Annotated in this window: 22 protein-coding genes; 7 read left to right on the plus strand and 15 right to left on the minus strand. The window is 72.4% G+C overall.

Annotated features, from left to right (window positions below; genetic code table 11):
• Positions 1-10: 10 nt before the first annotated feature.
• The 3 genes from ACIO5D_RS08535 to ACIO5D_RS08545 all read right to left on the minus strand — a co-directional run bounded on the left by ACIO5D_RS08535 (position 11) and on the right by ACIO5D_RS08545 (position 1,992).
• Entirely contained in the window at positions 11-226 is a 216-nt protein-coding gene (locus ACIO5D_RS08535) for a dodecin (protein ID WP_363612922.1), read from the minus strand.
• A gap of 140 nt (positions 227-366) precedes the next feature.
• Positions 367-1,326 carry an asparaginase gene (locus ACIO5D_RS08540; RefSeq protein WP_400757256.1) on the minus strand — a complete coding sequence of 320 codons (960 nt, stop codon included), beginning with the start codon at positions 1,324-1,326 and terminating at the stop codon, positions 367-369.
• 75 nt (positions 1,327-1,401) lie between these two features.
• Complete coding sequence (locus tag ACIO5D_RS08545; RefSeq protein WP_363612918.1) at positions 1,402-1,992, minus strand: ABC transporter substrate-binding protein; 591 nt, start codon at positions 1,990-1,992, stop codon at positions 1,402-1,404.
• A gap of 459 nt (positions 1,993-2,451) precedes the next feature.
• Here ACIO5D_RS08545 and dtd point away from each other — a divergent pair, with 459 nt between their 5' ends.
• Positions 2,452-2,892 (plus strand): D-aminoacyl-tRNA deacylase, encoded by a 441-nt coding sequence (dtd, locus tag ACIO5D_RS08550; RefSeq protein WP_400653673.1) that lies wholly within the window; start codon positions 2,452-2,454, stop codon positions 2,890-2,892.
• A 23-nt stretch (positions 2,893-2,915) separates the two neighbouring features.
• Here the strand turns inward: dtd and ACIO5D_RS08555 are convergent, their stop codons facing one another.
• The 3 genes from ACIO5D_RS08555 to ACIO5D_RS08565 all read right to left on the minus strand — a co-directional run bounded on the left by ACIO5D_RS08555 (position 2,916) and on the right by ACIO5D_RS08565 (position 5,047).
• Complete coding sequence (locus tag ACIO5D_RS08555) at positions 2,916-3,878, minus strand: folate-binding protein (RefSeq protein WP_363612914.1); 963 nt, start codon at positions 3,876-3,878, stop codon at positions 2,916-2,918.
• A gap of 10 nt (positions 3,879-3,888) precedes the next feature.
• Positions 3,889-4,353, minus strand: coding sequence for a Fur family transcriptional regulator (locus ACIO5D_RS08560; protein WP_363612912.1), 465 nt, complete (start codon positions 4,351-4,353; stop codon positions 3,889-3,891).
• 91 nt (positions 4,354-4,444) lie between these two features.
• The gene (locus tag ACIO5D_RS08565) at positions 4,445-5,047 is read right to left on the minus strand and encodes an FABP family protein (RefSeq protein WP_363612910.1); all 603 of its coding nucleotides are present in this window, start codon (positions 5,045-5,047) and stop codon (positions 4,445-4,447) included.
• A gap of 285 nt (positions 5,048-5,332) precedes the next feature.
• Between ACIO5D_RS08565 and ACIO5D_RS08570 the strand changes: the two genes are divergently transcribed.
• Positions 5,333-5,716: a DsrE family protein gene (locus ACIO5D_RS08570; protein WP_363612908.1), complete on the plus strand. Its 384-nt coding sequence runs from the start codon at positions 5,333-5,335 to the stop codon at positions 5,714-5,716.
• On the opposite strand, the gene ACIO5D_RS08575 is transcribed toward ACIO5D_RS08570, so the two are convergent.
• From ACIO5D_RS08575 to ACIO5D_RS08605, 7 genes are all read right to left on the minus strand, one after another.
• Complete coding sequence (locus ACIO5D_RS08575) at positions 5,710-5,982, minus strand: DUF3099 domain-containing protein (RefSeq protein ID WP_363612906.1); 273 nt, start codon at positions 5,980-5,982, stop codon at positions 5,710-5,712. The genes ACIO5D_RS08570 and ACIO5D_RS08575 overlap by 7 nt on opposite strands.
• A 65-nt stretch (positions 5,983-6,047) precedes the next feature.
• The gene (locus ACIO5D_RS08580; protein ID WP_363612904.1) at positions 6,048-6,338 is read right to left on the minus strand and encodes a DUF1416 domain-containing protein; all 291 of its coding nucleotides are present in this window, start codon (positions 6,336-6,338) and stop codon (positions 6,048-6,050) included.
• Between the two features lie 40 nt (positions 6,339-6,378).
• Positions 6,379-7,212 (minus strand): sulfurtransferase, encoded by an 834-nt coding sequence (locus ACIO5D_RS08585; RefSeq protein WP_363612902.1) that lies wholly within the window; start codon positions 7,210-7,212, stop codon positions 6,379-6,381.
• Positions 7,213-7,443: 231 nt separating this feature from the next.
• Positions 7,444-7,524 (minus strand): Ms5788A family Cys-rich leader peptide, encoded by an 81-nt coding sequence (locus ACIO5D_RS08590; RefSeq protein WP_350517234.1) that lies wholly within the window; start codon positions 7,522-7,524, stop codon positions 7,444-7,446.
• Positions 7,525-7,756: 232 nt separating this feature from the next.
• Positions 7,757-8,473, minus strand: coding sequence for a DUF2993 domain-containing protein (locus tag ACIO5D_RS08595; protein ID WP_363612900.1), 717 nt, complete (start codon positions 8,471-8,473; stop codon positions 7,757-7,759).
• A 169-nt stretch (positions 8,474-8,642) separates the two neighbouring features.
• Positions 8,643-10,106 carry a hypothetical protein gene (locus ACIO5D_RS08600; RefSeq protein ID WP_400794368.1) on the minus strand — a complete coding sequence of 488 codons (1,464 nt, stop codon included), beginning with the start codon at positions 10,104-10,106 and terminating at the stop codon, positions 8,643-8,645.
• A 5-nt stretch (positions 10,107-10,111) separates the two neighbouring features.
• Complete coding sequence (locus ACIO5D_RS08605; RefSeq protein ID WP_363612898.1) at positions 10,112-10,405, minus strand: MoaD/ThiS family protein; 294 nt, start codon at positions 10,403-10,405, stop codon at positions 10,112-10,114.
• Positions 10,406-11,083: 678 nt separating this feature from the next.
• Between ACIO5D_RS08605 and ACIO5D_RS08610 the strand changes: the two genes are divergently transcribed.
• The 5 genes from ACIO5D_RS08610 (at position 11,084) to ACIO5D_RS08630 (ending at position 16,755) form a co-directional block, all read left to right on the plus strand.
• Positions 11,084-11,815, plus strand: a complete 732-nt coding sequence (locus tag ACIO5D_RS08610; RefSeq protein ID WP_363612896.1) for a response regulator transcription factor — start codon at positions 11,084-11,086, stop codon at positions 11,813-11,815.
• Positions 11,816-11,940: 125 nt separating this feature from the next.
• Positions 11,941-13,002, plus strand: coding sequence for a LacI family DNA-binding transcriptional regulator (locus ACIO5D_RS08615; protein WP_400794371.1), 1,062 nt, complete (start codon positions 11,941-11,943; stop codon positions 13,000-13,002).
• A gap of 125 nt (positions 13,003-13,127) precedes the next feature.
• On the plus strand, positions 13,128-14,378 hold the full coding sequence (locus ACIO5D_RS08620) for a S1C family serine protease (RefSeq protein ID WP_400757249.1): 1,251 nt from the start codon (positions 13,128-13,130) through the stop codon (positions 14,376-14,378).
• 53 nt (positions 14,379-14,431) lie between these two features.
• Positions 14,432-15,205 (plus strand): response regulator transcription factor, encoded by a 774-nt coding sequence (locus ACIO5D_RS08625; protein WP_363612890.1) that lies wholly within the window; start codon positions 14,432-14,434, stop codon positions 15,203-15,205.
• On the plus strand, positions 15,202-16,755 hold the full coding sequence (locus ACIO5D_RS08630; RefSeq protein ID WP_363612888.1) for a HAMP domain-containing sensor histidine kinase: 1,554 nt from the start codon (positions 15,202-15,204) through the stop codon (positions 16,753-16,755). The genes ACIO5D_RS08625 and ACIO5D_RS08630 overlap by 4 nt, the downstream gene beginning before the upstream one ends.
• Positions 16,756-16,824: 69 nt before the next feature.
• Here the strand turns inward: ACIO5D_RS08630 and ACIO5D_RS08635 are convergent, their stop codons facing one another.
• On the minus strand, positions 16,825-18,618 hold the full coding sequence (locus ACIO5D_RS08635; protein WP_400757247.1) for a bifunctional metallophosphatase/5'-nucleotidase: 1,794 nt from the start codon (positions 18,616-18,618) through the stop codon (positions 16,825-16,827).
• 220 nt (positions 18,619-18,838) lie between these two features.
• The gene (locus tag ACIO5D_RS08640) at positions 18,839-20,188 is read right to left on the minus strand and encodes an ATP-binding protein (protein WP_363612884.1); all 1,350 of its coding nucleotides are present in this window, start codon (positions 20,186-20,188) and stop codon (positions 18,839-18,841) included.
• Positions 20,189-20,198 lie beyond the last annotated feature (10 nt).

Consider the following 20,198-nt stretch of genomic DNA (forward strand, 5'->3'; position numbering starts at 1 on the left):
GGTGGCGCGGTCAGCCCTCGTCGTCCAGCCGGAAACCGACCTTCAGACCGACCTGGTAGTGCTTGATCCGGCCGTCCGCGAGGTGGCCCCGGATCTGCGTCACCTCGAACCAGTCGAGGTTGCGCAGCGTCCGGGACGCCCGCTCGACGCCCTTGCGGATCGCGTCGTCGACGCTCTCGGTCGAGGACCCGACGATCTCGGTCACCCGGTACACGTGCTCGCTCATGACGGACTCCCTCAGCTGTGTGACGGCCCCCGGTCCACCGTGCACCGAGGGGGGTCCGCCCGCACGCCGACCGCCGTCCGGAGGCGTCTCCGCCGACCGGACCCCGCCGTCCCCCGCCCTCTGCCCGCCCTCTCCCGGCCCTAGAACGCCGCCCTGATCAGGCCCACCGGCACCCCGCCGCCGAGCAGCGGGGCCGCGCCGATCCGGTCGAGGGTGTCGTCCGCCGTCGTCACACCGAGCCGGCGCAGCGCGGCCGCCAGGACCGGCCCGCGGGCCCGCTCCGCGCCGTCCTCGATCTTGAAGGCGAGTGCCCGGCCGTCCGGCAGCGCCACGACCTGCACGGCCTCGGCGCCCATCTTGGACAGCAGGCCCGGGACCGCCCGCATCAGCCAGGTGTCGGCCCGGCGGGTGCCCGCCACGTACTCGGGGTGCGCGCGCATCGCGTCGGCCACCCGGCGCTCCGGAGTGCCGGGCTCCGCCAGCAGGAGGCCGCGGTAGCCGCGGGCCAGGCCGGTCAGGCTGACGGCCAGCAGAGGCGCGCCGCAGCCGTCCACCCCGAGGTGCCCGGCCGGCTCACCGGTGGCCTCCTCCAGCGCCTCGCGGGCGAGCAGCTGGAGAGGGTGCGCCGGGTCGAGGTAGCTCCCGGTGGACCAGCCGTTGGCGACGCAGGCGGCCAGCCAGCCGGCGTGCTTGCCCGAGCAGTCCATCAGGATCGGTGCCCGCCCGGCGCCGGCCCGCAGGAGGAGTTCGGCCTCGGTCTCGTCCAGCGGCAGGTCCGCCGGGGTCCGCAGGGCGGTCTCGTCCAGCCCGGCGCCGGCCAGGATCCGCCGTACGCCGTCGAGGTGAAACGTTTCTGCGGAGTGGCTGGAAGCCGCCAGTGCCAGCAACTCGCCCCCGATCGCCAGGCCGGCCCGCAGGGTGGCCACCGCCTGGAACGGCTTGGCGGTCGAGCGCGGGAAGACCGGCGCGTCGGGGTCGCCCAGCGCGAACTCGACCGAACCGTCGGCGGCGAGCAGCACCAGGGAGCCGCGGTGCCCCCCTTCGGTGAAGCCCGAGCGGATGACCTCGGCGAGAACGGGCAGGGCGGCGGACTGGGACATGGCGGATGCCTTCCGGGGGCGAGGGTGGGCCGGGGGCGAGCCGGGCACCGCTCCCGCCCAGGGCGCCTCACCCGGTCAGAGCGGGCCACCCAGGAGCAGGTCGTCGACCCGTGCTTCCCCATCACGGTACCTGCGGGTGATCTCCGCGCTGCAGCCGTCCGCCGTCCGCAGCAGCAGCTGCCGCCGCCCGGACACCTCGCGCTCGTGCGCGCGCAGCCGCTCCAGCGCCGCCAGCAGTTCCTCGGCCGGGTGCGCGGCCAGATCGGCCAGCTGGACATCGCCCATCAGGGTGTCCGCCTCCAGCTGGGACTGCTCGCCGCGCGGCGGCCCGAGGGTGACGTGCCGGGCGGAGCGGCGCACCGTGGACGGCGCGTCCGTGAGGATGGCCGGCAGCCGGTCCAGCAGGGCCCCGGCCGGCTCCTCGCCCGCCGCCGGTTCCCGGACCGGGCCGTCGTCCGGCCGCCGGTCGAGCTCGGCCCGCAGGATGTCCATCCGCCCGTGCAGCAGCCGCCGCAGATAGGACAGGTCGGCCTCCTGCTCCAGGGTCTCCCGGCGCAGGGTCCGCAACCGGTCCAGGCCCAGCCGCTCCAGATCGGGCGCCGCCGCCGGCTCCGGGCCCTCGGGCACCCGCCCGGACCGCTGCTGCGCCGCGCTGCTCGCGTCCATCAACCAACCACCTGCCGTCGTCCCGATCCCGCCCGCTCGCGGCACCCCGTCGCCTGCCGCCGGTCCGGTCCCGTCCCCCCGGCGGGCTGTTGCTCCCCGCCCGACGGACAGCACGCCCGGACACCCCCGAAGGTTCCCGCCCCCGGCCGGTGCCACCCCTCGGGGACGGCACCGCCGGAACGCCTGACCCAGCGGTCCGGCCTCCCGACCGAACCGGGCCCGGCGCGGCGGACCTTGACGCCCCGGACCCCTTGTACGGTCCACCAGCGTGCCACCCCGCCCGGCGCCGGTGCACCGCCTGTGCACCCGAACGGCCCCCTGGCGAACCGGGGTGGCTGATATGACCGGGGCTTTCCGCAGCAAGAGTGGCGCCCTTCGTGGCGCAGGCGCACACTGCCCGGCGTGCACATGGTGGAGTGCGCCCTCAAACGAACCACCCGCCTCCGGCACAATGGCCGCATGCGAGCAGTGGTGCAGCGAGTGACCGAGGCCAGGGTGACGGTGGCCGGCGAGAGTGTCGGCGCGATCGACGGACCCGGGCTCTGCGTCCTGGTCGGCGTCACCCATGACGACACCCCCGCCAAGGCGGCCCAGCTGGCCCGCAAGCTCTGGACCCTGCGGCTGCTGGAGGCCGACTCCGACGGGGTCGAGCGGTCCTGTTCCGACCTGGCCGCCCCGCTGCTGGTGATCAGCCAGTTCACCCTCTACGGGGACGCCCGCAAGGGCCGCCGCCCCACCTGGAACGCCGCCGCCCCCGGCCCGGTCGCCGAACCGCTGGTGGACGAGGTGGTCGCCCAGCTGCGCGCGCTCGGCGCCAAGGTCGAGACCGGCCGCTTCGGCGCCGACATGCGGGTGGCGCTGGTGAACGACGGCCCCTTCACCGTCCTCGTCGAGGTCTGAGCCCCGCTGCCCGGGTCCGAGCGCTACTGCGGGACGATCACGTCCTGCGTGCCCGGGACCGTCCCGGCCAGCAGGACGGCGTCCACCGGGACGTTCCGCTTGACGATGGCCAGCGCGATCGGCCCCAGCTCGTAGTGGCGCGCCGAGGACGTGACGAAGCCCAGCGCCCGCCCGTCCGGGTCCGAGGCGAGATGCACCGGCGTCCCGTGCGGGGGCAGCGTCTCCTCGGTGCCGTCCAGGTGCAGGAAGACCAGCCGGCGCGGCGGCCGGCCCAGGTTGTGCACCCGGGCGACCGTCTCCTGCCCCCGGTAGCAGCCCTTCTGCAGATGGACGGCGGTGGTCAGCCAGTCCACCTCGTGCGGGATGGTCCGGTGGTCGGTCTCGAAGCCGAGCCGCGGCCGGTGGCCCTCGATCCGCAGCGCCTCGTACGCCCAGATCCCGGCCGCCGGTCCGTACCCCTCGACCAGCGTCTCCAGCTCGGCGCGCGGCAGGAAGAGGTCCCGCCCGTACGGCAGTTCGCGCACCGCGGCGGCGCCCTCGGCGGAGGCGGTGGAACCGGCCGGCAGATGGACCACCGCGTAGTCGGCGGTCGCGTCGGCGACCTCCACCCGGTAGAAGAACTTCATGCTCTCCAGGTAGCCGACCAGCTCCCGCTGGGTGCCCGGCTCGACGTGCGCCCAGGTGGTGGTTCCGTCGTCGACCAGGTAGAGGGCGTGCTCGACGTGCCCGTTCGGGGAGAGCACCAGCGCCTCGGTGGCCTGCTGCGCGGGCAGCGCGCTGACGTGCTGGGTCAGCAGCAGGTGCAGCCAGGCCAGCCGGTCCGCGCCGGTGACGGTGACCACGCCCCGGTGCGAGAGGTCCACGAAGCCCGTGCCCCGGGCCAGCTCGCGTTGCTCGCGGAAGATGTCGCCGTAGTGGGCGGCCACGCCCTCGTCGGTTCCCTCGGCGGGGACGGCACCGGGCAGCGCAAGCAGCGGGCTCTTCATACCGGCCAGCTTACGACTGGGCCCGCCGGTGCTCGGCGGCGCAGTCGGCGCAGCGGCCGAAGATGGCGAAGTGCTTGAGATCGGTGTCGAAGCCGTGCTGGGCGCGCAGGCTGTCGATCAGCGGCTGGGCGATCTCGGTCCCGGTCTCGGTGACCTTCTGGCAGTCCCGGCAGACCAGGTGCAGATGGTGGTGCCGGCCGGCCAGGTGGTAGGTGGGGGCGCCGTGGCCGAGGTGCGCGTGCGAGACCAGGCCCAGCTCCTCCAACAGCTCCAGGGTGCGGTAGACGGTGGAGATGTTGACACCGCTGGCGGTCTGCCGGACATGGCAGAGGATGTCGTCCGGGGTGGCGTGGTCGAGCACGTCGACCGCCTCCAGGACGAGCTGCCGCTGGGGCGTGAGGCGGTAGCCGCGCTCGCGCAGGTCGGCCTTCCAGTCGCCGGAGAGCTGCCAGTCGGTGGTTCCGGTGTCCGCCACGGTGCTGTCCCTGCCAAGGTCGGGGAGTCCTGATGCAAGTGTAGGGACCGGCCCGCGGCCGGTCCCTACCTCAAGCGCTGACGAGTCGTGCTCAGCGGAAGAACGCGATGCCGTCGTCCGGCAGGTCGTTAATGTCCTTGACCAGCTGGGCCGGGCTGAGCACCTTCTTCAGCTGCGCCGACATGTACGGGCGCAGCGGCACCTCGGGCGCGGCCTTCTCGCCGACCCAGAGCAGCTCCTCGTTGACGAAGCCGTACAGACGCTTGCCGCCGGAGTACGGCGCCGAGCCCTCGATCCGGGCCACCGCGTCGGTGGAGACGTCGATCTGGGGCTTGCCGTCGGCCAGCTCGCCGTACCAGATCTCCACGGTGCCGTCGTCACGGACGGAGGAGATCTCGATCCCGCGGGCACCGCCGGTGCCGTGCTGGTTGCTGGTGATGCGCCAGAACGCGTGCTCGTTCTCCAGGGGGCGGACCTTCTCGCCCTCGTTGTCCAGCACCCAGGTGCGGGAACGGAACTCCAGGAAGGGCCGGCCGTCGTGCCGGATGACGATCTCCTGGCCGAAGTTGCACTTCTCGGTGCCGGCGCCCTCTTCACCGGGCAGCGGCGCGTAGACGCCCGCGCCCTCCCAGGTGCCGAGGAGGAAGGCGAGCGGGACGACGTCCTTGTGGAGGTCAGAGGGGATCTCGATCATGTTCCTGGTCGCTGTCGTCGGTGTGGGGCTGCTTCAACCGTACGGCAGTCGACTCAGCGCTGGCCCTGGTACAGCTTCATCACCGAGAAGATGGCGAACCAGGTGATCAGCACGGCCATGAGGGCCAGCAGACCGTCGAAGAAGATTTCCAGACCGGACACGGGGGGCTCCCAGGGCGGCGACAGTGTGGTGGATTTTGCTGCCGCTCACTCTATCCGCCGGTCGTCGACGGGTCTCGGTGAGCCCCACCCCGTCGGAATTTCGCCGACACCCTAGGGTGTCGGCATGTCGTCGAACACGAAGCCGGGCCAGAAGAAGCTCGTCATCAAGGTCACCGCCGGGGCGGACGCGCCGGAGCGCTGTTCGCAGGCCTTCACGGTGGCCGCGGTGGCCGTCGCCAGCGGGATCGAGGTCTCGCTCTGGCTCACCGGGGAGTCCTCCTGGTTCGCCCTGCCCGGGCGGGCGGCCGAGTTCGAGCTGCCGCACGCGGCGCCGCTGCCGGACCTGCTGGAGTCGGTCCTGGCGGCCGGCACGGTCACCCTGTGCACCCAGTGCGCGGTGCGGCGCGGGATCGAGCAGAAGGACACCGTCGAGGGTGTCCGGATCGCGGGCGCGCAGGTCTTCGTCAGCGAGATCATGGCCGACGGCGTGCAGGCGCTCGTCTACTGACGTTCCTCGTGGTCGGGGCGGTCCCGGTCGTGGCCGGGGTCGTCCCACTTCGGGTCGTCCCAGCGCGGGTCGTTCCACCAGTCGTCCTCCGGGTCCCGCTTGTTGGCGAAGACCGCGGCGGCCGGTGGGATGACCATCGCGAAGACGCACATACCGATCGCGGCCGGGACGGACCAGAACCGCACCAGGCCCCAGGCCAGGACGAACAGCCCGAGGCAGACGCCCATCATGGCGAAGTAGTAGCGATGCCGCCGGCGTGCCTGCACACTTCCACGGTACGGCCGAGGGCCCCTGCCGGAGCAGGGGCCCTCACCGTCTTTCCGCGGCCGGATCAGACCGCGATCGCGACCTCGACCGGGACGCCCTGGGCGGCGACCACCTGGCGGTCCACGGTCTGGCCCGGGACGAGCGCGCGCAGCGTCCACTTGCCCGGGCGGGCGAAGAACCGGAACTGGCCGGTCGCCGAGGTGGGCACCTCAGCCGTGAACTCGCCGCCCTCGTCGAGCAGCCGGACGTAGCCGTTGACCGGCTCGCCGTCGCGGGTCACGGAACCCTGGATGATCGTCTCGTTAGCCACGTCAACTCCTGCCAGGTCCGGGCCGCCGGCCTTCGCACCGCACATGTTGGGTCTTCCCTTCTGACTTACGCGTGGAGCCGGTGGCTCAGTTACCGAGCTCGATCGGCACGCCGACCAGGCTGCCGTACTCGGTCCAGGAGCCGTCGTAGTTCTTCACGTTCTCCTGGCCGAGCAGCTCGTGCAGCACGAACCAGGTGAGCGCGGAGCGCTCGCCGATCCGGCAGTAGGCGATGGTGTCGACCGCCAGGTCGACGCCCGCGGCCTCGTACAGCGCCTTGAGCTCGTCGTCGCTCTTGAAGGTGCCGTCGTCGTTGGCGTTCTTCGCCCACGGGATGTTGCTGGCGGTCGGCACGTGGCCGGGACGCTGCGACTGCTCCTGCGGGAGGTGGGCCGGGGCGAGCAGCTTGCCGGAGAACTCGTCGGGCGAGCGGACGTCGACCAGGTTGAGGTTGCCGATGGCCTCGATGACCTCGTCGCGGAAGGCGCGGATCGAGGAGTCGGCGGCCTGCGCCCGGTACTCGGTGGCGGCGCGCTCCGGCACCTCGGCGACCAGGTCGCGGGAGTCCAGCTCCCACTTCTTGCGGCCGCCGTCCAGCAGGCGGACGTCACCGTGGCCGTACAGCTTGAAGTACCAGTAGGCGTACGAGGCGAACCAGTTGTTGTTGCCGCCGTACAGGACGACGGTGTCGTCGTTGGCGATGCCCTTGGCGCTGAGCAGCGCCTCGAAGCCGGCCTGGTCGATGAAGTCGCGGCGGACCGGGTCCTGCAGGTCCTTCTGCCAGTCGATCCGGACGGCGTTGCGGATGTGGTTCTTCTCGTACGCGGAGGTGTCCTCGTCGACCTCGACGATCACGACCTTCGGGTCGTCCAGGTGGGCCTGGACCCAGTCGGCGTCGACCAGGACGTCGCTGCGGCTCATGGTGATGTTCTCCATCCGGGGGCGGTTGGCGGAAGGTGCTGCTATCAGGATGCTGCGGGCTGCCCGGTGGCGGCGGTCCGAATTTCCGTCCGAATACTGGGACGGGGAGAGGTGTCCGGTACGGCCGGGCGTTGGTCTGCGGAGTGCAGGGGCGACGATCGGCCACACATACCGGGCCAGGTCACCGGGGGAATCGGCGGCGGGCGGCAACTGCCCTGCCAGGACGCCGAGTTAGCGCATTCGACACAGACAGGCGGCCACGCGGCACAGGTCTACCGCCCGCCGCTTCGTGAGGTCCGTCTGTCGCTTCATGCGGACGATGCTAGGGACATCGGACACCTGCTGTCATCAGCGTATCGAATGGTGAGACCAGATGCTTCGAATGTTGAGATTTGAGGATTTCACGGCCGGTGGGAACCGGCCACCGGCCGTTCCGGACCCCTCACCGGGCGGGAACGACGCCGCTCCGCGGCCGACGATGGACAGCGCGTCTCGCGGAGCGGAACGGTGCGGAGACCGCAGGAGGGGCCGGCGGCGGGAGGGGTCAGCCGATGACCTTGACGCCCTTGCCGTCGAAGGTCAGCCGGACGCCCTCCTCCTGCGGCGACACGCCGGCCAGGTGCAACCCGGCCGGCATCGCGTCGAGGGTGAAACTCACCGGCTCGATCTTCTGGTTGGTGAGACCGGCCACCGCTCCGGCCACACCACTGAGCTGGAAGCCGTCCACCGTCACCGTGTTGCCCTGGCTGTGCAAGGAGCCTTCGCCGATCGGGAGCGGGCCCAGCGAGGCCTTGATCTTGCCCGGCCCGCCGTAGGAGAGGTTCAGCCGGGTGCTGGAGCCCCCCGAGAGCCGGGCCGCGTTCGGCACCATCTGGGCCGCCGGCGGAAGCAGCTGGGCCAGGTCCGCATAAGTGATCAGGCCGCTGCCGGTGCCGTTGTCCACCGTCGCGCTGGAGAGACTGCTGCTCACCGCGACGCCGGACAGCTCGGCCTTGAACGAGTGCAGCGCCACCTGGTGGCCGCCGTCCCCGACGGTCAGCCCCTCGGCGGAGACCCGGACGTCGTCCAGCTTCATCGACAGCACCTGGGTCAGGAAGGGGAAGCCCGCGATCGAGACGTCCGGGCGCTGGCTCATCCGGCCGCTCTTCACCATCTGGTCGGCGGCCTCGTCCTCGGCCACCCCGACCGCGATCCGGTCGGCGCCCACCAGCAGGCCGGAGAGCACCACCAGGCCGATCGTCGCCTTCAGCCAACCGCGCATCGCTCTCCCCCGTCGTGGCCTGTCGCCGTCGTCGTTCTCGTCGCCGCTGCTCGTCGTTCCGGTCCGGTGTCCGCCGGCCGCTCCGGTGCGACCGCCCTCGTACGACCGTACGACGTCCCGCCCCGGAGCATGGTTCCGGCGCGGGACGTCGTACGGCTGCCAGCGGATGTCAGCCGGCCAGCAGCCGGGTGGCGATCCAGATCAACGGCGAGGCCACCGCCAGCGGCAACGCCACACCCGCCGTCATGTGCACGAACCGGGACGGGAAGTCGTACCCCGCCACCCGGCGGCCGATCAGCGCGCCGAGGCCGGCCAGGGCGCCCAGCGCGAGCGGCGCGCCCACCACCAGGCCCAGCAGCACCGCCGCCAGCACACCGAGCACCGGGCCCAGCCGCTTCGGACCGGGCAGCGGCGCCGCCGCCAGCACGGTGGCCAGCGCGACCGCGCCGACCGCCGCCGGCACCCAGTCGGCCAGCAGCAGCGCGGTGCAGAGCACGGTCACCACGGTGGCCGAGCCGAGCACGGTGAGCGCGTAGAACCGCTCCTTCGGGTCCGAGGGCCGGAACGTCTGAAGAACCAGGACCAGCAGGAAGAACCCGCCGAGGGCGCCGACCACGGCCGCCGCGCCGCCGTCGGAGTCCGCCAGCAGCACCGCCGCGTCCGCGGTGAAGCCGGCCAGCGCGGCGAGGGCGATGCCCTGACGGGCCGGCCACATGCCGTTCAGCCGGAACCAGCCGGCCGCGGTCAGCGCCTGGAGCAGCGCGACCACCAGGGCCAGCGCCACCTGCCCGAGCGCCGCTCCGGCGGCCAGCAGCGCGGCCGCGCCGGCGGTGATCAGCGCGGGCTGCAGACCCGGGTCGATGATCGGCGAGCCGGTCCGGGCGCCGGGCGCGGCGGGTGCGGAAGCGGGGGCAGGGGCGGGAACGGACTGCGCCGGGACCCCGTGACGCGGCCCGGCGGCCGGCCGGCCGGCCGGGGGCTGACCCGCGAAGGCGCCCGAAGGTGCGGGGGCCTTCGGGAGCTTGAGCGTCATGGTCGGCGGGTCGAAGACCGGCACCGGGGCCGGCGGGGGCACCGGGGCCGACGCCGGGGCAGGCCTCGGGGCCGCCGCGGTCACCGGCGGGATCAGCGCCGTCGGCGCGTCGTCGAGGGGCGGCACCGGCGGGATCAGCGCCGTCGGCGCGTCGTCCACCGGCGGGACCGGCGGCAGCAGGGTCGTCGCCGCGTCGCCGACGGGCGGCTGCGCGTACTGCGGCCGGCCGTACTGCGCTTGTCCGGGCTGTGGTTGTCCGGGCTGTGGTTGTCCGGGCTGCGGCTGGCCGTACTGCTGCCCGTACTCCTGCTGACCGTGCGGCTGCTGACCGTACTGCTCGTACGCCGGGTAACCGCCGTACGGAGCCTGCCCCCCGGGCGCGCCCGGTTGCGGGTAGCCAGGCGCGTGGCCCGTGCCGGGGGCGTACGGCTGCGCCTCACGCCCCTGCTGCGAGTACGGCTCCGGCGCGTACCCCTGCTGGGGGGCGTACGGGTGCTGCGCCTGCGGGTACGGCAGGCCGCCCGCTTGGGCGTCCTGCGGGCCGCCGGGCCGCCGCCGACGTCTGCCGCGGCCTTCGTTCGCGTCGCTCATGTCGGTCACGCCGCTCACCCTCCCGCGAACGGCGGGAGCACCTCGACCGTCCCGCCCTCGGTGAGGGCGACGGTCGCGTGGTCACGGCCACCGACGGGCGAGCCGTCGACCAGGTAGGAGCAGTGCCCGAGCAACTGGACGAGCTTCGGCCGGTCGGCGTGCCGCCGCCGGGCCGCCGTCAGCGCCTCCGCCAGGGTCGCCGCCTCGTACGGCTCCTCGGCCAGCCCGGCCTCGGACTTCGCCGCCGCCCAGTAGCGGATCGTCCCGCGCACCCGAGCGGCGCTCGCGGGCTCGGTGGTCGCGCCCATGGCAACCCCTTCTCGTCGTCCTCGCCCCGTCCCGGTACCCCGGTCCGGGTCCACACCGGGGCGGCCGCGCCACCACCCGAAAGAGGTACGCGCACGGTGCCGTCGATGCGCGTCCCATGATGGCGTGTCCGCCGCCGCGACCGGCAATCGCCCTGGCCCGGCGAGCGCCGACGGCCCGCTCGCACGGTGGCCGGGCACACCCGGAGCGCGCCCGGAACAGCCGGAGCGCCGCTTTCCGGCCCTCCCGACGCGGGACCGGGTCGGCTATCCTCGATCCCTGAGGGATCCGGGCAGAGTCGCCCCCGGATCCTTTTGTGCTTTCAGGACGCCAGTACGGACGTTCGTGCGAATCGTCGGCCCACCCCCGGCGCGGAGCAGGAACCGCCCCGCCATTCGAGGCACAACGACGTGCCCGGGCCGGCCGGGGTGTCGGAAACCCGACGCCGGGCCGCCGCCCGACACGGGGACAGACCGGAAGGTTCGCGGGATGAGCAGGGCAGAAACGGTGCAGCAGGGGTTGCGGGACCTCTGTCGTACGCCCCGCTCCGCCGCGCACGCCGGCAAACCCTCCGGTCCCTGCCGGGCGCCCGCCCCCACCCCCTCCTCAGCACGAGCGCCATCCGGCTGTGGCGGCAGCCGTGACGCGACCGCGACGACCCGGAAAGGGGACTACCGGGTATGAGCTCTCTCCTCCTCCTCACCAACGCGCTGCAACCGTCCGCGGAGGTGCTGCCGGCCCTCGGCCTGCTGCTCCACAACGTCCGCGTGGCGCCCGCCGAGGGTTCCGCCCTGGTGACCACGCCCGGCGCCGACGTCATCCTGGTCGACGGCCGGCGCGACCTGCCGCAGATCCGCAGCCTCTGCCAGCTGCTGCGCTCGACCGGCATCGGCTGTCCGCTGATCCTGGTCGTCACCGAGGGCGGCCTGGCCGCCGTCACCGCCGAGTGGGGCATCGACGACGTCCTGCTGGACACCGCCGGCCCCGCCGAGGTCGAGGCCCGGCTGCGGCTCGCCCTGGGCCGGCTCAACGTGGCCACCGAGGACAGCCCGATGGAGATCCGCACCGGCGACCTCACGGTCGACGAGGCCACCTACTCCGCCAAGCTCAAGGGCCGGGCACTCGACCTCACCTTCAAGGAGTTCGAGCTGATCAAGTACCTCGCGCAGCACCCCGGCCGGGTCTTCACCCGGGCCCAGCTGCTGCAGGAGGTCTGGGGCTACGACTACTTCGGCGGCACCCGGACGGTCGACGTCCACGTCCGGCGGCTGCGCGCCAAGCTGGGCGTCGAGCACGAGCAGCTGATCGGCACCGTACGCAACGTCGGCTACCGCTTCGTCGTACCGGAGAAGCCCGACAAGGGCGAGCGCCCGGACCTCTCGCAGCGCTCCTCGGCGCCGCTGGAGGCCTGACCGGTCGGCCGGGCGAGGCTTCTCGCCCGGCTTGTCCGCATTCGCCCCGCCGCGTCCGCACCCCGCCCGCCGATAGCCCCAGGTGGCACTGCCCGGGCGGACACCACACGCGTAGACTCCCCTCCGTGGCCAAAGTGACGCGCGACGATGTAGCCCGACTGGCTGGTACCTCGACCGCGGTCGTCAGCTACGTCATCAACAACGGGCCGCGCCCGGTCGCGCCCGCGACCAAGGAGAAGGTCCTCGCCGCGATCGAGCAGCTCGGCTACCGGCCGAACAGCGTCGCCCAGGCGATGGCCTCCCGCCGTACCAACCTGATCGGCATGGTCGTCCCCGACGCCCGCCAGCCGTTCTTCGCCGAGATGGCGCACGCGGTGGAACGCGCCGCCTCCGAGCGCGGCAAGCTCGTGCTGATCGGCAACTCCGACTACGTGGACGACCGCGAGGTCCACTACGTCCGCGCCTTCCTCGGTATGCGGGTCTCCGGCCTGATCCTGGTCAGCCAGGGACCCTCGCAGCGGGCCGCCGAGGAGTTCGCCGCGATGGAGGGGGCGAAGGTGGTGCTGCTGCACCGCCGTCCCGAGGCGATCGACGATGTCGCGGTGGTCACCGACGACGTGGGCGGCGCCGAGGCCATCGTCCGCCACCTGCTGGAGGTGCACGGACACCCGTACGTGGCCTGCTTCGGCGGCCCGGTCGAATCCCCGGCCCCCGGTGACCCGGTCATCGACCACGTCGAGGGCTGGCAGCGCGCCATGGACGCCCACGGCCTGCCCACCGAGCCGCACCTGATCGACGCGCCCTTCCACCGCTACGGCGCCTATGACGTCGCGCTGGGGCTGCTGCGCTCGGCCGCCCGCCCGCCCGCGATCTTCTGCTCCACCGACGACCAGGCGATCGGCGTGCTACGGGCCGCCCGCGAACTCGGCCTGCGGGTGCCGGAGGACCTCGCGGTGGCCGGCTTCGACGACGTGCCCGAGGCCGCCCTCGCCGACCCGCCGCTGACCACCGTCGCCTCCGACCGCGACGCGATGGCCCGGGCCGCCGTGGACCTGGTGCTCGACGACTCGCTGATGGTGCCGGGCTCGGACACCGAACGGGTCCGGAAGTTCCCGTCCCGCCTGGTCATCCGCCGTTCCTGCGGCTGCGGCGGAACGGCCCCGGGCGCCACCGCCGAAGCGGAATAGCGCAATCCGGCCCGGCATCCGCCATCTACCGCCTGACCAGGCTTTATGAGAAGTCAACGGGCTTCTCGGGCCCTTCTGAGCCCGCTCTCATCCGATCCTCATCCAGCGGGCGGACGTTGGTCGACATGAGCGATCAGCAGCACGGCAGCGAGCAGTACGGACAGCGCGGGCAGGACGACCGGTACGACCCCTACGGCACGTACGACCCGGCCCGGCCCTCCCAGCCCCACGAGCCGTACGGCACGGACACCGCCCAAGGCGCCTACGCCGCCCACCCGGCTCCGCACGAGAACCGGATCATCCCGGGCACCGTCCTCGGGAGCACCGTCGCCGAGAGCACCGCCGGCCACGGCTACCGCGAGGACCACTCCCGCGGCGGCTTCGACAGCCCGCCGCCTCCCCCGCCCGCGGCGCCCCCCGTGCCGCCGGCCCCGCCCGCCGCCGGCGGACCGGGCACCCCCGGCGGCCACGGCGGCCGGGGCAGGCGCGGACTGCTGCGCGGCCGGGTCGCCCTGGTCACCGCCGTCGCGGCGGTCGCCGCCGTCCTCGGCGGGGTCACCGGCGGCGTCGTCGCCGCCGACGAGCACGGTTCCGGCACCCGCACCACCACCATCGCCAGCCCGGTCTCCGCCCGCTCGGACGGCAGCGCCGACGTCGCCGCCGTCGCGACCGCCGTCGCACCGAGCGTCGTCCAGATCACCGTGCAGGGCGCGAGCGGCACCGCCACCGGCACCGGCGTGGTCCTCAACAAGGACGGCCAGATCCTCACCAACTACCACGTGATCTCCGGCGCGGTCGACGGCGGCCGGCTCACCGTCACCTTCAAGGACGGCTCCACCACCCAGGCCACCGTCACCGGCACCGACAAGGCCCTGGACGTCGCCGTGATCACCGCGAGCGGCGCCAGGAACCTCGCCCCCGCCGTCCTCGGCGACTCCTCCGCCGTCTCGGTCGGCGACCCGGTCGTCGCCATCGGCAACCCCGAGGGCCTCACCGGCACCGTCACCTCGGGCATCATCAGCGCCGAGAACCGCGAGGTCACCGTCCAGGTCGACGAGAGCAGCACCAGCGGCAACGGCGGCTTCGGCTTCCCCAACCTGCCCGGCCTGCGCGGCGGCACCCCGCAGAGCAGCGGCGACACCACCACCTACAAGGCCTTCCAGACCGACGCCGCGCTCAACCCCGGCAACTCCGGCGGGCCGCTGATCAACGCGAGCGGACAGGTCATCGGCATCAACTCGGCGATGTACTCGGCCAACGGCTCCAACTCCACCGCCGGTGGCAGCAGCGCCGGCAGCGTCGGCCTCGGCTTCGCCATCCCGATCAACGACATCAAGCAGGTACTCCCGAAGCTGCAGGCCGGCCAGAACATCTAGACGGACAATTGCAGTAATCCCGGCCCTCCGACCACGAGAAAGGGCAACCGCCCATGACCCCGTCCGCCGACGACCGCACCCCCGCCGAGTCCGGGCCCACCACCGCCCGGCTCCTCGTGGTCGACGACGAACCCGCCCTCCGGGACGCCCTGGAGAGCAGCCTCGCCTTCGAGGGCTACGAGGTCGCCACCGCCACCGACGGCTACGAGGCGCTGGAGTCCGTCGAACGCGAGAAGCCCGACCTCGTCCTGCTGGACATCATGATGCCCCGGATGGACGGCCTCACCGCCGTCCGCCGGATGCGCTCCCGCGGCGACAGCGTCCCGGTGCTGATGCTCACCGCCCGGGACGCCGTCGGCGACCGGGTCACCGGCCTCGACGTCGGCGCGGACGACTACCTCGCCAAGCCCTTCGAGCTCGACGAACTGCTCGCCCGGGTCCGCGCCCTGCTGCGGCGCAACGCCCTCGCCACCGAGGCCGCCGCCCGGGCCGCGGCCGTCGAGGAGGACAACGAGGTCATGGCCTTCGGGGACCTGCGCATGAACACCGCCACCCGGGAGGTGACCCGGGCCGGCAAGCCGGTCGAGCTGACCCGGACCGAGTTCATGCTGCTGGAGATGTTCCTCTCGCACCCCCGCCAGGTCCTCACCCGCGAACAGATCCTCAAGGCCGTCTGGGGCTTCGACTTCGAGCCCTCCTCCAACTCCCTGGACGTCTACGTGATGTACCTGCGCCGCAAGACCGAGCAGGGCGGCATGCCCCGCCTCATCCAGACCGTACGCGGCGTCGGCTACGCCCTGCGCCCGGCCGCCGGCACCGGCGCGTGAGCAGCACGGCCCCCCTCCCGCCCCCGCCGTCGGCGCCACCCCGGATCCCCCGCCGCCAGCGCCTCCTCCGCTGGTACCGCGCCCAGTCGCTGCGCAGCCGGCTGACCTTCCTGACGGCGGCGGCGGTGGCGGTCGCCATCGCCCTCTCGGCGCTGGCCTGCTGGTTCATCGTGGAGCAGAAGCTCTACGACCAGGTGCAGGAGAACCTGTCCCGCGCCAAAGTGCCACCCCTTGAGCTGGTCGACCCGATCCGGCGCACCTACAGTCTGGGATTCTGCAGCACCTCGGTCGCGAAGGCCGAGGCCGCGGCCGAAACCGCCGCCAAGGCGAAGGCCAGGGAGATTCGTCCCGATATGATCGGCGGCGGATCAGCGGGAGGGGCCGGTCAGTTCACCACCGAGCTCTACAGTCCGAACGGGCAGATCTGCATTCCGGATGTCTCGCCCCCGAAGGGCGTCGAGGTCAAGGCCTCCGACCTGCTTGCCATCTCCCAGGGCAAGTACACCTACCGTGACGGCCGCTACGTCGACGGCACTCCCGCCAGGGTTCGGCTGAACGGCGTCCACGACGACGCGGGCAACAGGTTCGTCCTCCTGACCGCGACTCCGACCGACGCGGTCGAGAAGTCCCTCAACCAACTCGCCCTCATCCTCGGCGGCGTGGCCCTCGGCGGCGTCATCCTCGCCGGAGCGGCCGGCCGCCTGGTCGCCCGCTCCGCGCTCAGGCCCGTGGACCACCTCACCGACGTCGTCGAGCACATCGCCCGCACCGAGGAGGTCGGAGCCACCATCCCGGTTCGCGGCAGCGACGAGATCGCCCGTCTCTCCACCTCGTTCAACTCCATGAGCACCGCCCTCGCCAACTCCCGCGACCGCCAGACCCGGCTGATCGCCGACGCCGGGCACGAGCTCCGCACCCCGCTCACCTCGCTCCGGACCAACGTCGATCTCCTCATCCGCAGTGACGACACCGGCCGTCCGCTCCCCGCCGCCACCAGGACCAAGCTGCTCGGCAACATGAAGGCACAGATGCAGGAGCTCACCGTCCTGATCGGCGACCTGCTCCAGCTCTCCCGCCCCGACTCCCCCAAACCGATCCGGAACCTCACCGTCGTCGCGCTGCACCAGATAGCTCAACGAGCGGTCGAGCGCGCCAAGTTGCGCGGGCCGGGACTGGTCTTCGAGACCGACACCGAGCCCTGGTTCGTCCACGGCGACGCCGCCGCCCTCGAACGCGCGGTGATCAACCTGCTGGACAACGCCGTCAAGTACAGCCCGCCCGGCGGCACCGTCGAAGTACGGCTCCACCAGGGCGTGCTGACCGTCCGCGACCACGGCCCCGGCATCCCGCCGGACGAGCTGCAGTACGTCTTCGACCGGTTCTGGCGCTCGCCCTCCTCCCGGCAGCTCCCCGGCTCCGGCCTCGGGCTGTCGATCGTCGCGCAGAGCGTCCGCGAGGCCGGTGGCGAGGTGTCGCTCGGCCCGGCCGGGGACGGTGGCCCGGGCGCGCTCGCGACCGTACGGCTGCCGGGCGGCCCGGCTCCCGAGTAACGCCCGCGGACGGCGAAAGGGCGGGCGGGGCGCCCCGACAGCGCCCCGCCCGCCCTTTCCGGCTCTCGGTCAGCCGATGCCGCCGCCCGGGCCGATGACCTTGATGCGGTCCTGTGCCGGGGCCTGCAGCGGCGCGGCGGCCGAGCTGTGGGCGCCGAGGTAGGCGGCGAAGACGTCCAGGTCCGAGGCGCCGACCAGCTTGTCGGTGCCGGCCGCGAAGGCCGGGAAGCCGTCGCCGCCGCCGGCCAGGAACTCATTGGCCGCGACCCGGTAGGAGGCGGCCGGGTCGATCGGCGCGCCGTTCAGCCGGACCGAGTCGACCAGCACCCGGTCCGCACCCTTCTTGCGCATGTCCAGGGTGTAGGCCAGGCCCCTGGACGGCTGCAGGATCTTCGGCGAGGCCTCGTTGCCGCCGCTCACCTGCTGCTGGAGCAGCTGGAGCAGCTGGGCGCCGGTCAGCGTCTTGACCTGCATCATGTTGGTGAACGGCTGGACGGTGAACGCCTCGCCGTAGGTCACCACCCCGTCGCCCTCGGCGCCGCTGGCCTTGTAGACCAGGTCGGAGCGGATGCCACCGGGGTTCATGAAGGCGATCTGCGCACCGCCCTTGTCGGCGGGGGCCAGACCCTCCTGCTGCGCGTCGGCGATCAGGTCGCCCAGCGGCTTCTCCGGGTCGCTGTTGCCGCGGCCGTTGATGTCCGAGGCGATGTAGCCGACCGGGCGGTCGGCGATCGGCGCGGCCAGCTTGGAGTAGCGCGAGATCAGCGCCGTCATGTCCGGGGCCTTCTCGACCGTGCGGCGCACGATGTGGTTCTCGGCCTTGACCGACGGACGGACGATGGTGCCCGTGGTCTTGTCGAGCTTCAGGTCGATCTCGGTGTAGAGCCGGCCGAAGGAGGCGGCACTGGTCACCGAACGCGGAACGCCCTGCGGGTCGGGGATGGTGCAGGCGTACGCGTTGTGGGTGTGGCCGGTGACGATGGCGCCGATCGCCGGGTCCAGGTTCTTGGCGATGTCGACGATCGGGCCGGAGATGCCCTGACCGGCGGTGCCGCAGTCGTAGTTGTAGGTGCTGCTGGCCGGCAGGCCGCCCTCGTGGATCAGCGCGACGATCGAGTTGACGCCCTGCTTCTTCAGCTCGGCGGCGTACTTGTTGATCGTGGCGACCTCGTTGCCGAACTTCAGGCCCTTGACGCCCTCGGCGGTCACGATGTTCGGCGTGCCCTCCAGGGTCGCGCCGATGAAGCCGATCTTCACGCCCTGCGACTTGGTCACCCAGTACGGGGCCAGGACCGGCTTGCCGGTCTTCTCGTCGGTGACGTTGGCGGCCAGGTAGTTGAAGTTGGCGCCCTTGAACTTGCGGCCCTTCTCGTAGCAGCCGTCGACCGGGTGGCAGCCGCCGTTCTGAAGGCGCAGCAGCTCCTTGGCGCCCTCGTCGAACTCGTGGTTGCCGACCGCGGTGACGTCCAGGCCGAGCTTGTCCATCGCCTCGATGGTCGGCTCGTCGTGGAAGAGCGCCGAGGTCAGCGGGCTGGCGCCGACGATGTCACCGGCGGCGACGGTGATCGAGTCGTCGGCGGGGATCCGGGCCTGGCGCAGCGCGGTGGCCAGGTACTCGATGCCACCGGCCGGGGTGCTGACCGGCCGGCCGGTCGCCGGGTCGATCTCCTGGATGGTGCCGGACGAACCGGCCGGGGGCTCCAGGTTGCCGTGGAAGTCGTTGATCGCCAGCACCTGGAGGTTGACGGTCTTCTGACGCTTGGCGTCCGCGGCCTGGGCGGCGGTCGGCACGACCACCGTGCCGAGCAGGCCGGCGGCGGCCGCGACGGCGAGCGCCGCGCGTCGGGATCTGACGGTGAGCATGAGGGTCCCCTGCACCTTGAGAGAGCGCCCAGCTGTGGACAGGTCCGGGTGGGCGAAGATGTCGTTGCGCGAATGCAGCCTAGAGTCAACGCGCGTAGCTGTCAGGACCCCGGACGTAACGACAGGGTTACCTACTGACGAATCGTCGCCGGACAATCGCCCCGGACGGCCGGCTCACCCCGCCCGGACCGCCCGGCTCCCCGCCCTCTCCGGCACCCGCTCAGACGCCCGGCTCGGCCGCCAACTGGCGTTCGGCGCGGACCCGCTCGGCCACCGCGTCCTCGGTCATCGCCCGGTCGGTGTACACCAGCGGCCGTTCGGCCTCGGTGATGATGTGCTTGACCACCTGGACGTTGCCGTTGACATCCCAGACCGCGATACCCGGCGACAGGGTCGGGATGATCTCCACCGCCCAGCGCGGCAGACCCAGCACCCGGCCGGTGGCTCTCGCCTCCTCGGCCTTCTGCATGTAGATCGTCCGGGTGGAGGCCATCTTCAGGATCGCCGACGCCTCCTTGGCCGCCGCGCCGTCCACCACGTCCGAGAGGTGGTGGACCACCGCGACGAAGGAGAGGCCGAGCCGGCGCCCGAACTTCAGCAGCCGCTGGAACAGCTGGGCCACGAACGGGCTGTTGATGATGTGCCAGGCCTCCTCGACCAGGAAGATGCGCTTCTTCCGGTCCGGCCTGATCCAGGTGTGCTCCAGCCAGACCCCGACGATCGCCATCAGGATCGGCATCGCGATCGAGTTGCGGTCGATGTGCGACAGGTCGAAGACGATCAGCGGCGCGTCCAGGTCGATGCCGTCCGTGGTCGAGCCGTCGAACATGCCGCGCAGGTCGCCGTCGACCAGCCGGTCCAGCACCAGCGCCACGTCCAGGCCCCAGGCCTGCACCTCGTTCACCGCCACGCCCAGCGACTCCACCGAGGAGAGCTCGGGGCTGCGCAGGGTGTCGATGATGTCGTTCAGCACCGGCTGACGGCCGGTCACCGTCGCCACCACATGGGCGTGCGCGGCCTTCAGCGCGAAGCCGGCCCGCTCGTCCAGACCGTGCCCCATCGCCACCTCGATGATGGTGCGCAGCAGCGACAGCTGGCCGGTCGTGGTGATCGCCGGGTCCAGCGGGTTGAGCTTCACCCCACCGTCCCGGGCCGCCATCGGGTCGAGCCGGATCGACTTTATGCCCAGCGCGTTGGCGATCAGGTTCCACTCGCCGACGCCGTCCTCGCCCTGCGCGTCCAGCACCACGACCTGCCGGTCCCGGAACCTCAGCTGGCGCAGCACATACGTCTTCTCCAGCGCCGACTTGCCGTTGCCGGACTCGCCGAGCACCAGCCAGTGCGGGGCCGGCAGCTGCTGGCCGTACAGCTGGAAGGGGTCGTACACATACCCCTTGCCGCTGTACACCTCACGGCCGATGATCACGCCGGAGTCGCCCAGCCCCGGTGCGGCGGTCGGCAGGTAGACCGCCTGCGCCTGGCCGGTGGACGTACGCACCGGCAGACGGGTGGTCTCCACCTTGCCGAACATCAGGCTGGTGAACGCGTCGGTGAGGTTGCCGATCGCCATGGGCGGCCTC

The sequence above is a fragment of the Kitasatospora sp. NPDC087315 genome (assembly GCF_044744345.1).
Taxonomy (GTDB): Bacteria; Actinomycetota; Actinomycetes; order Streptomycetales; family Streptomycetaceae; genus Kitasatospora.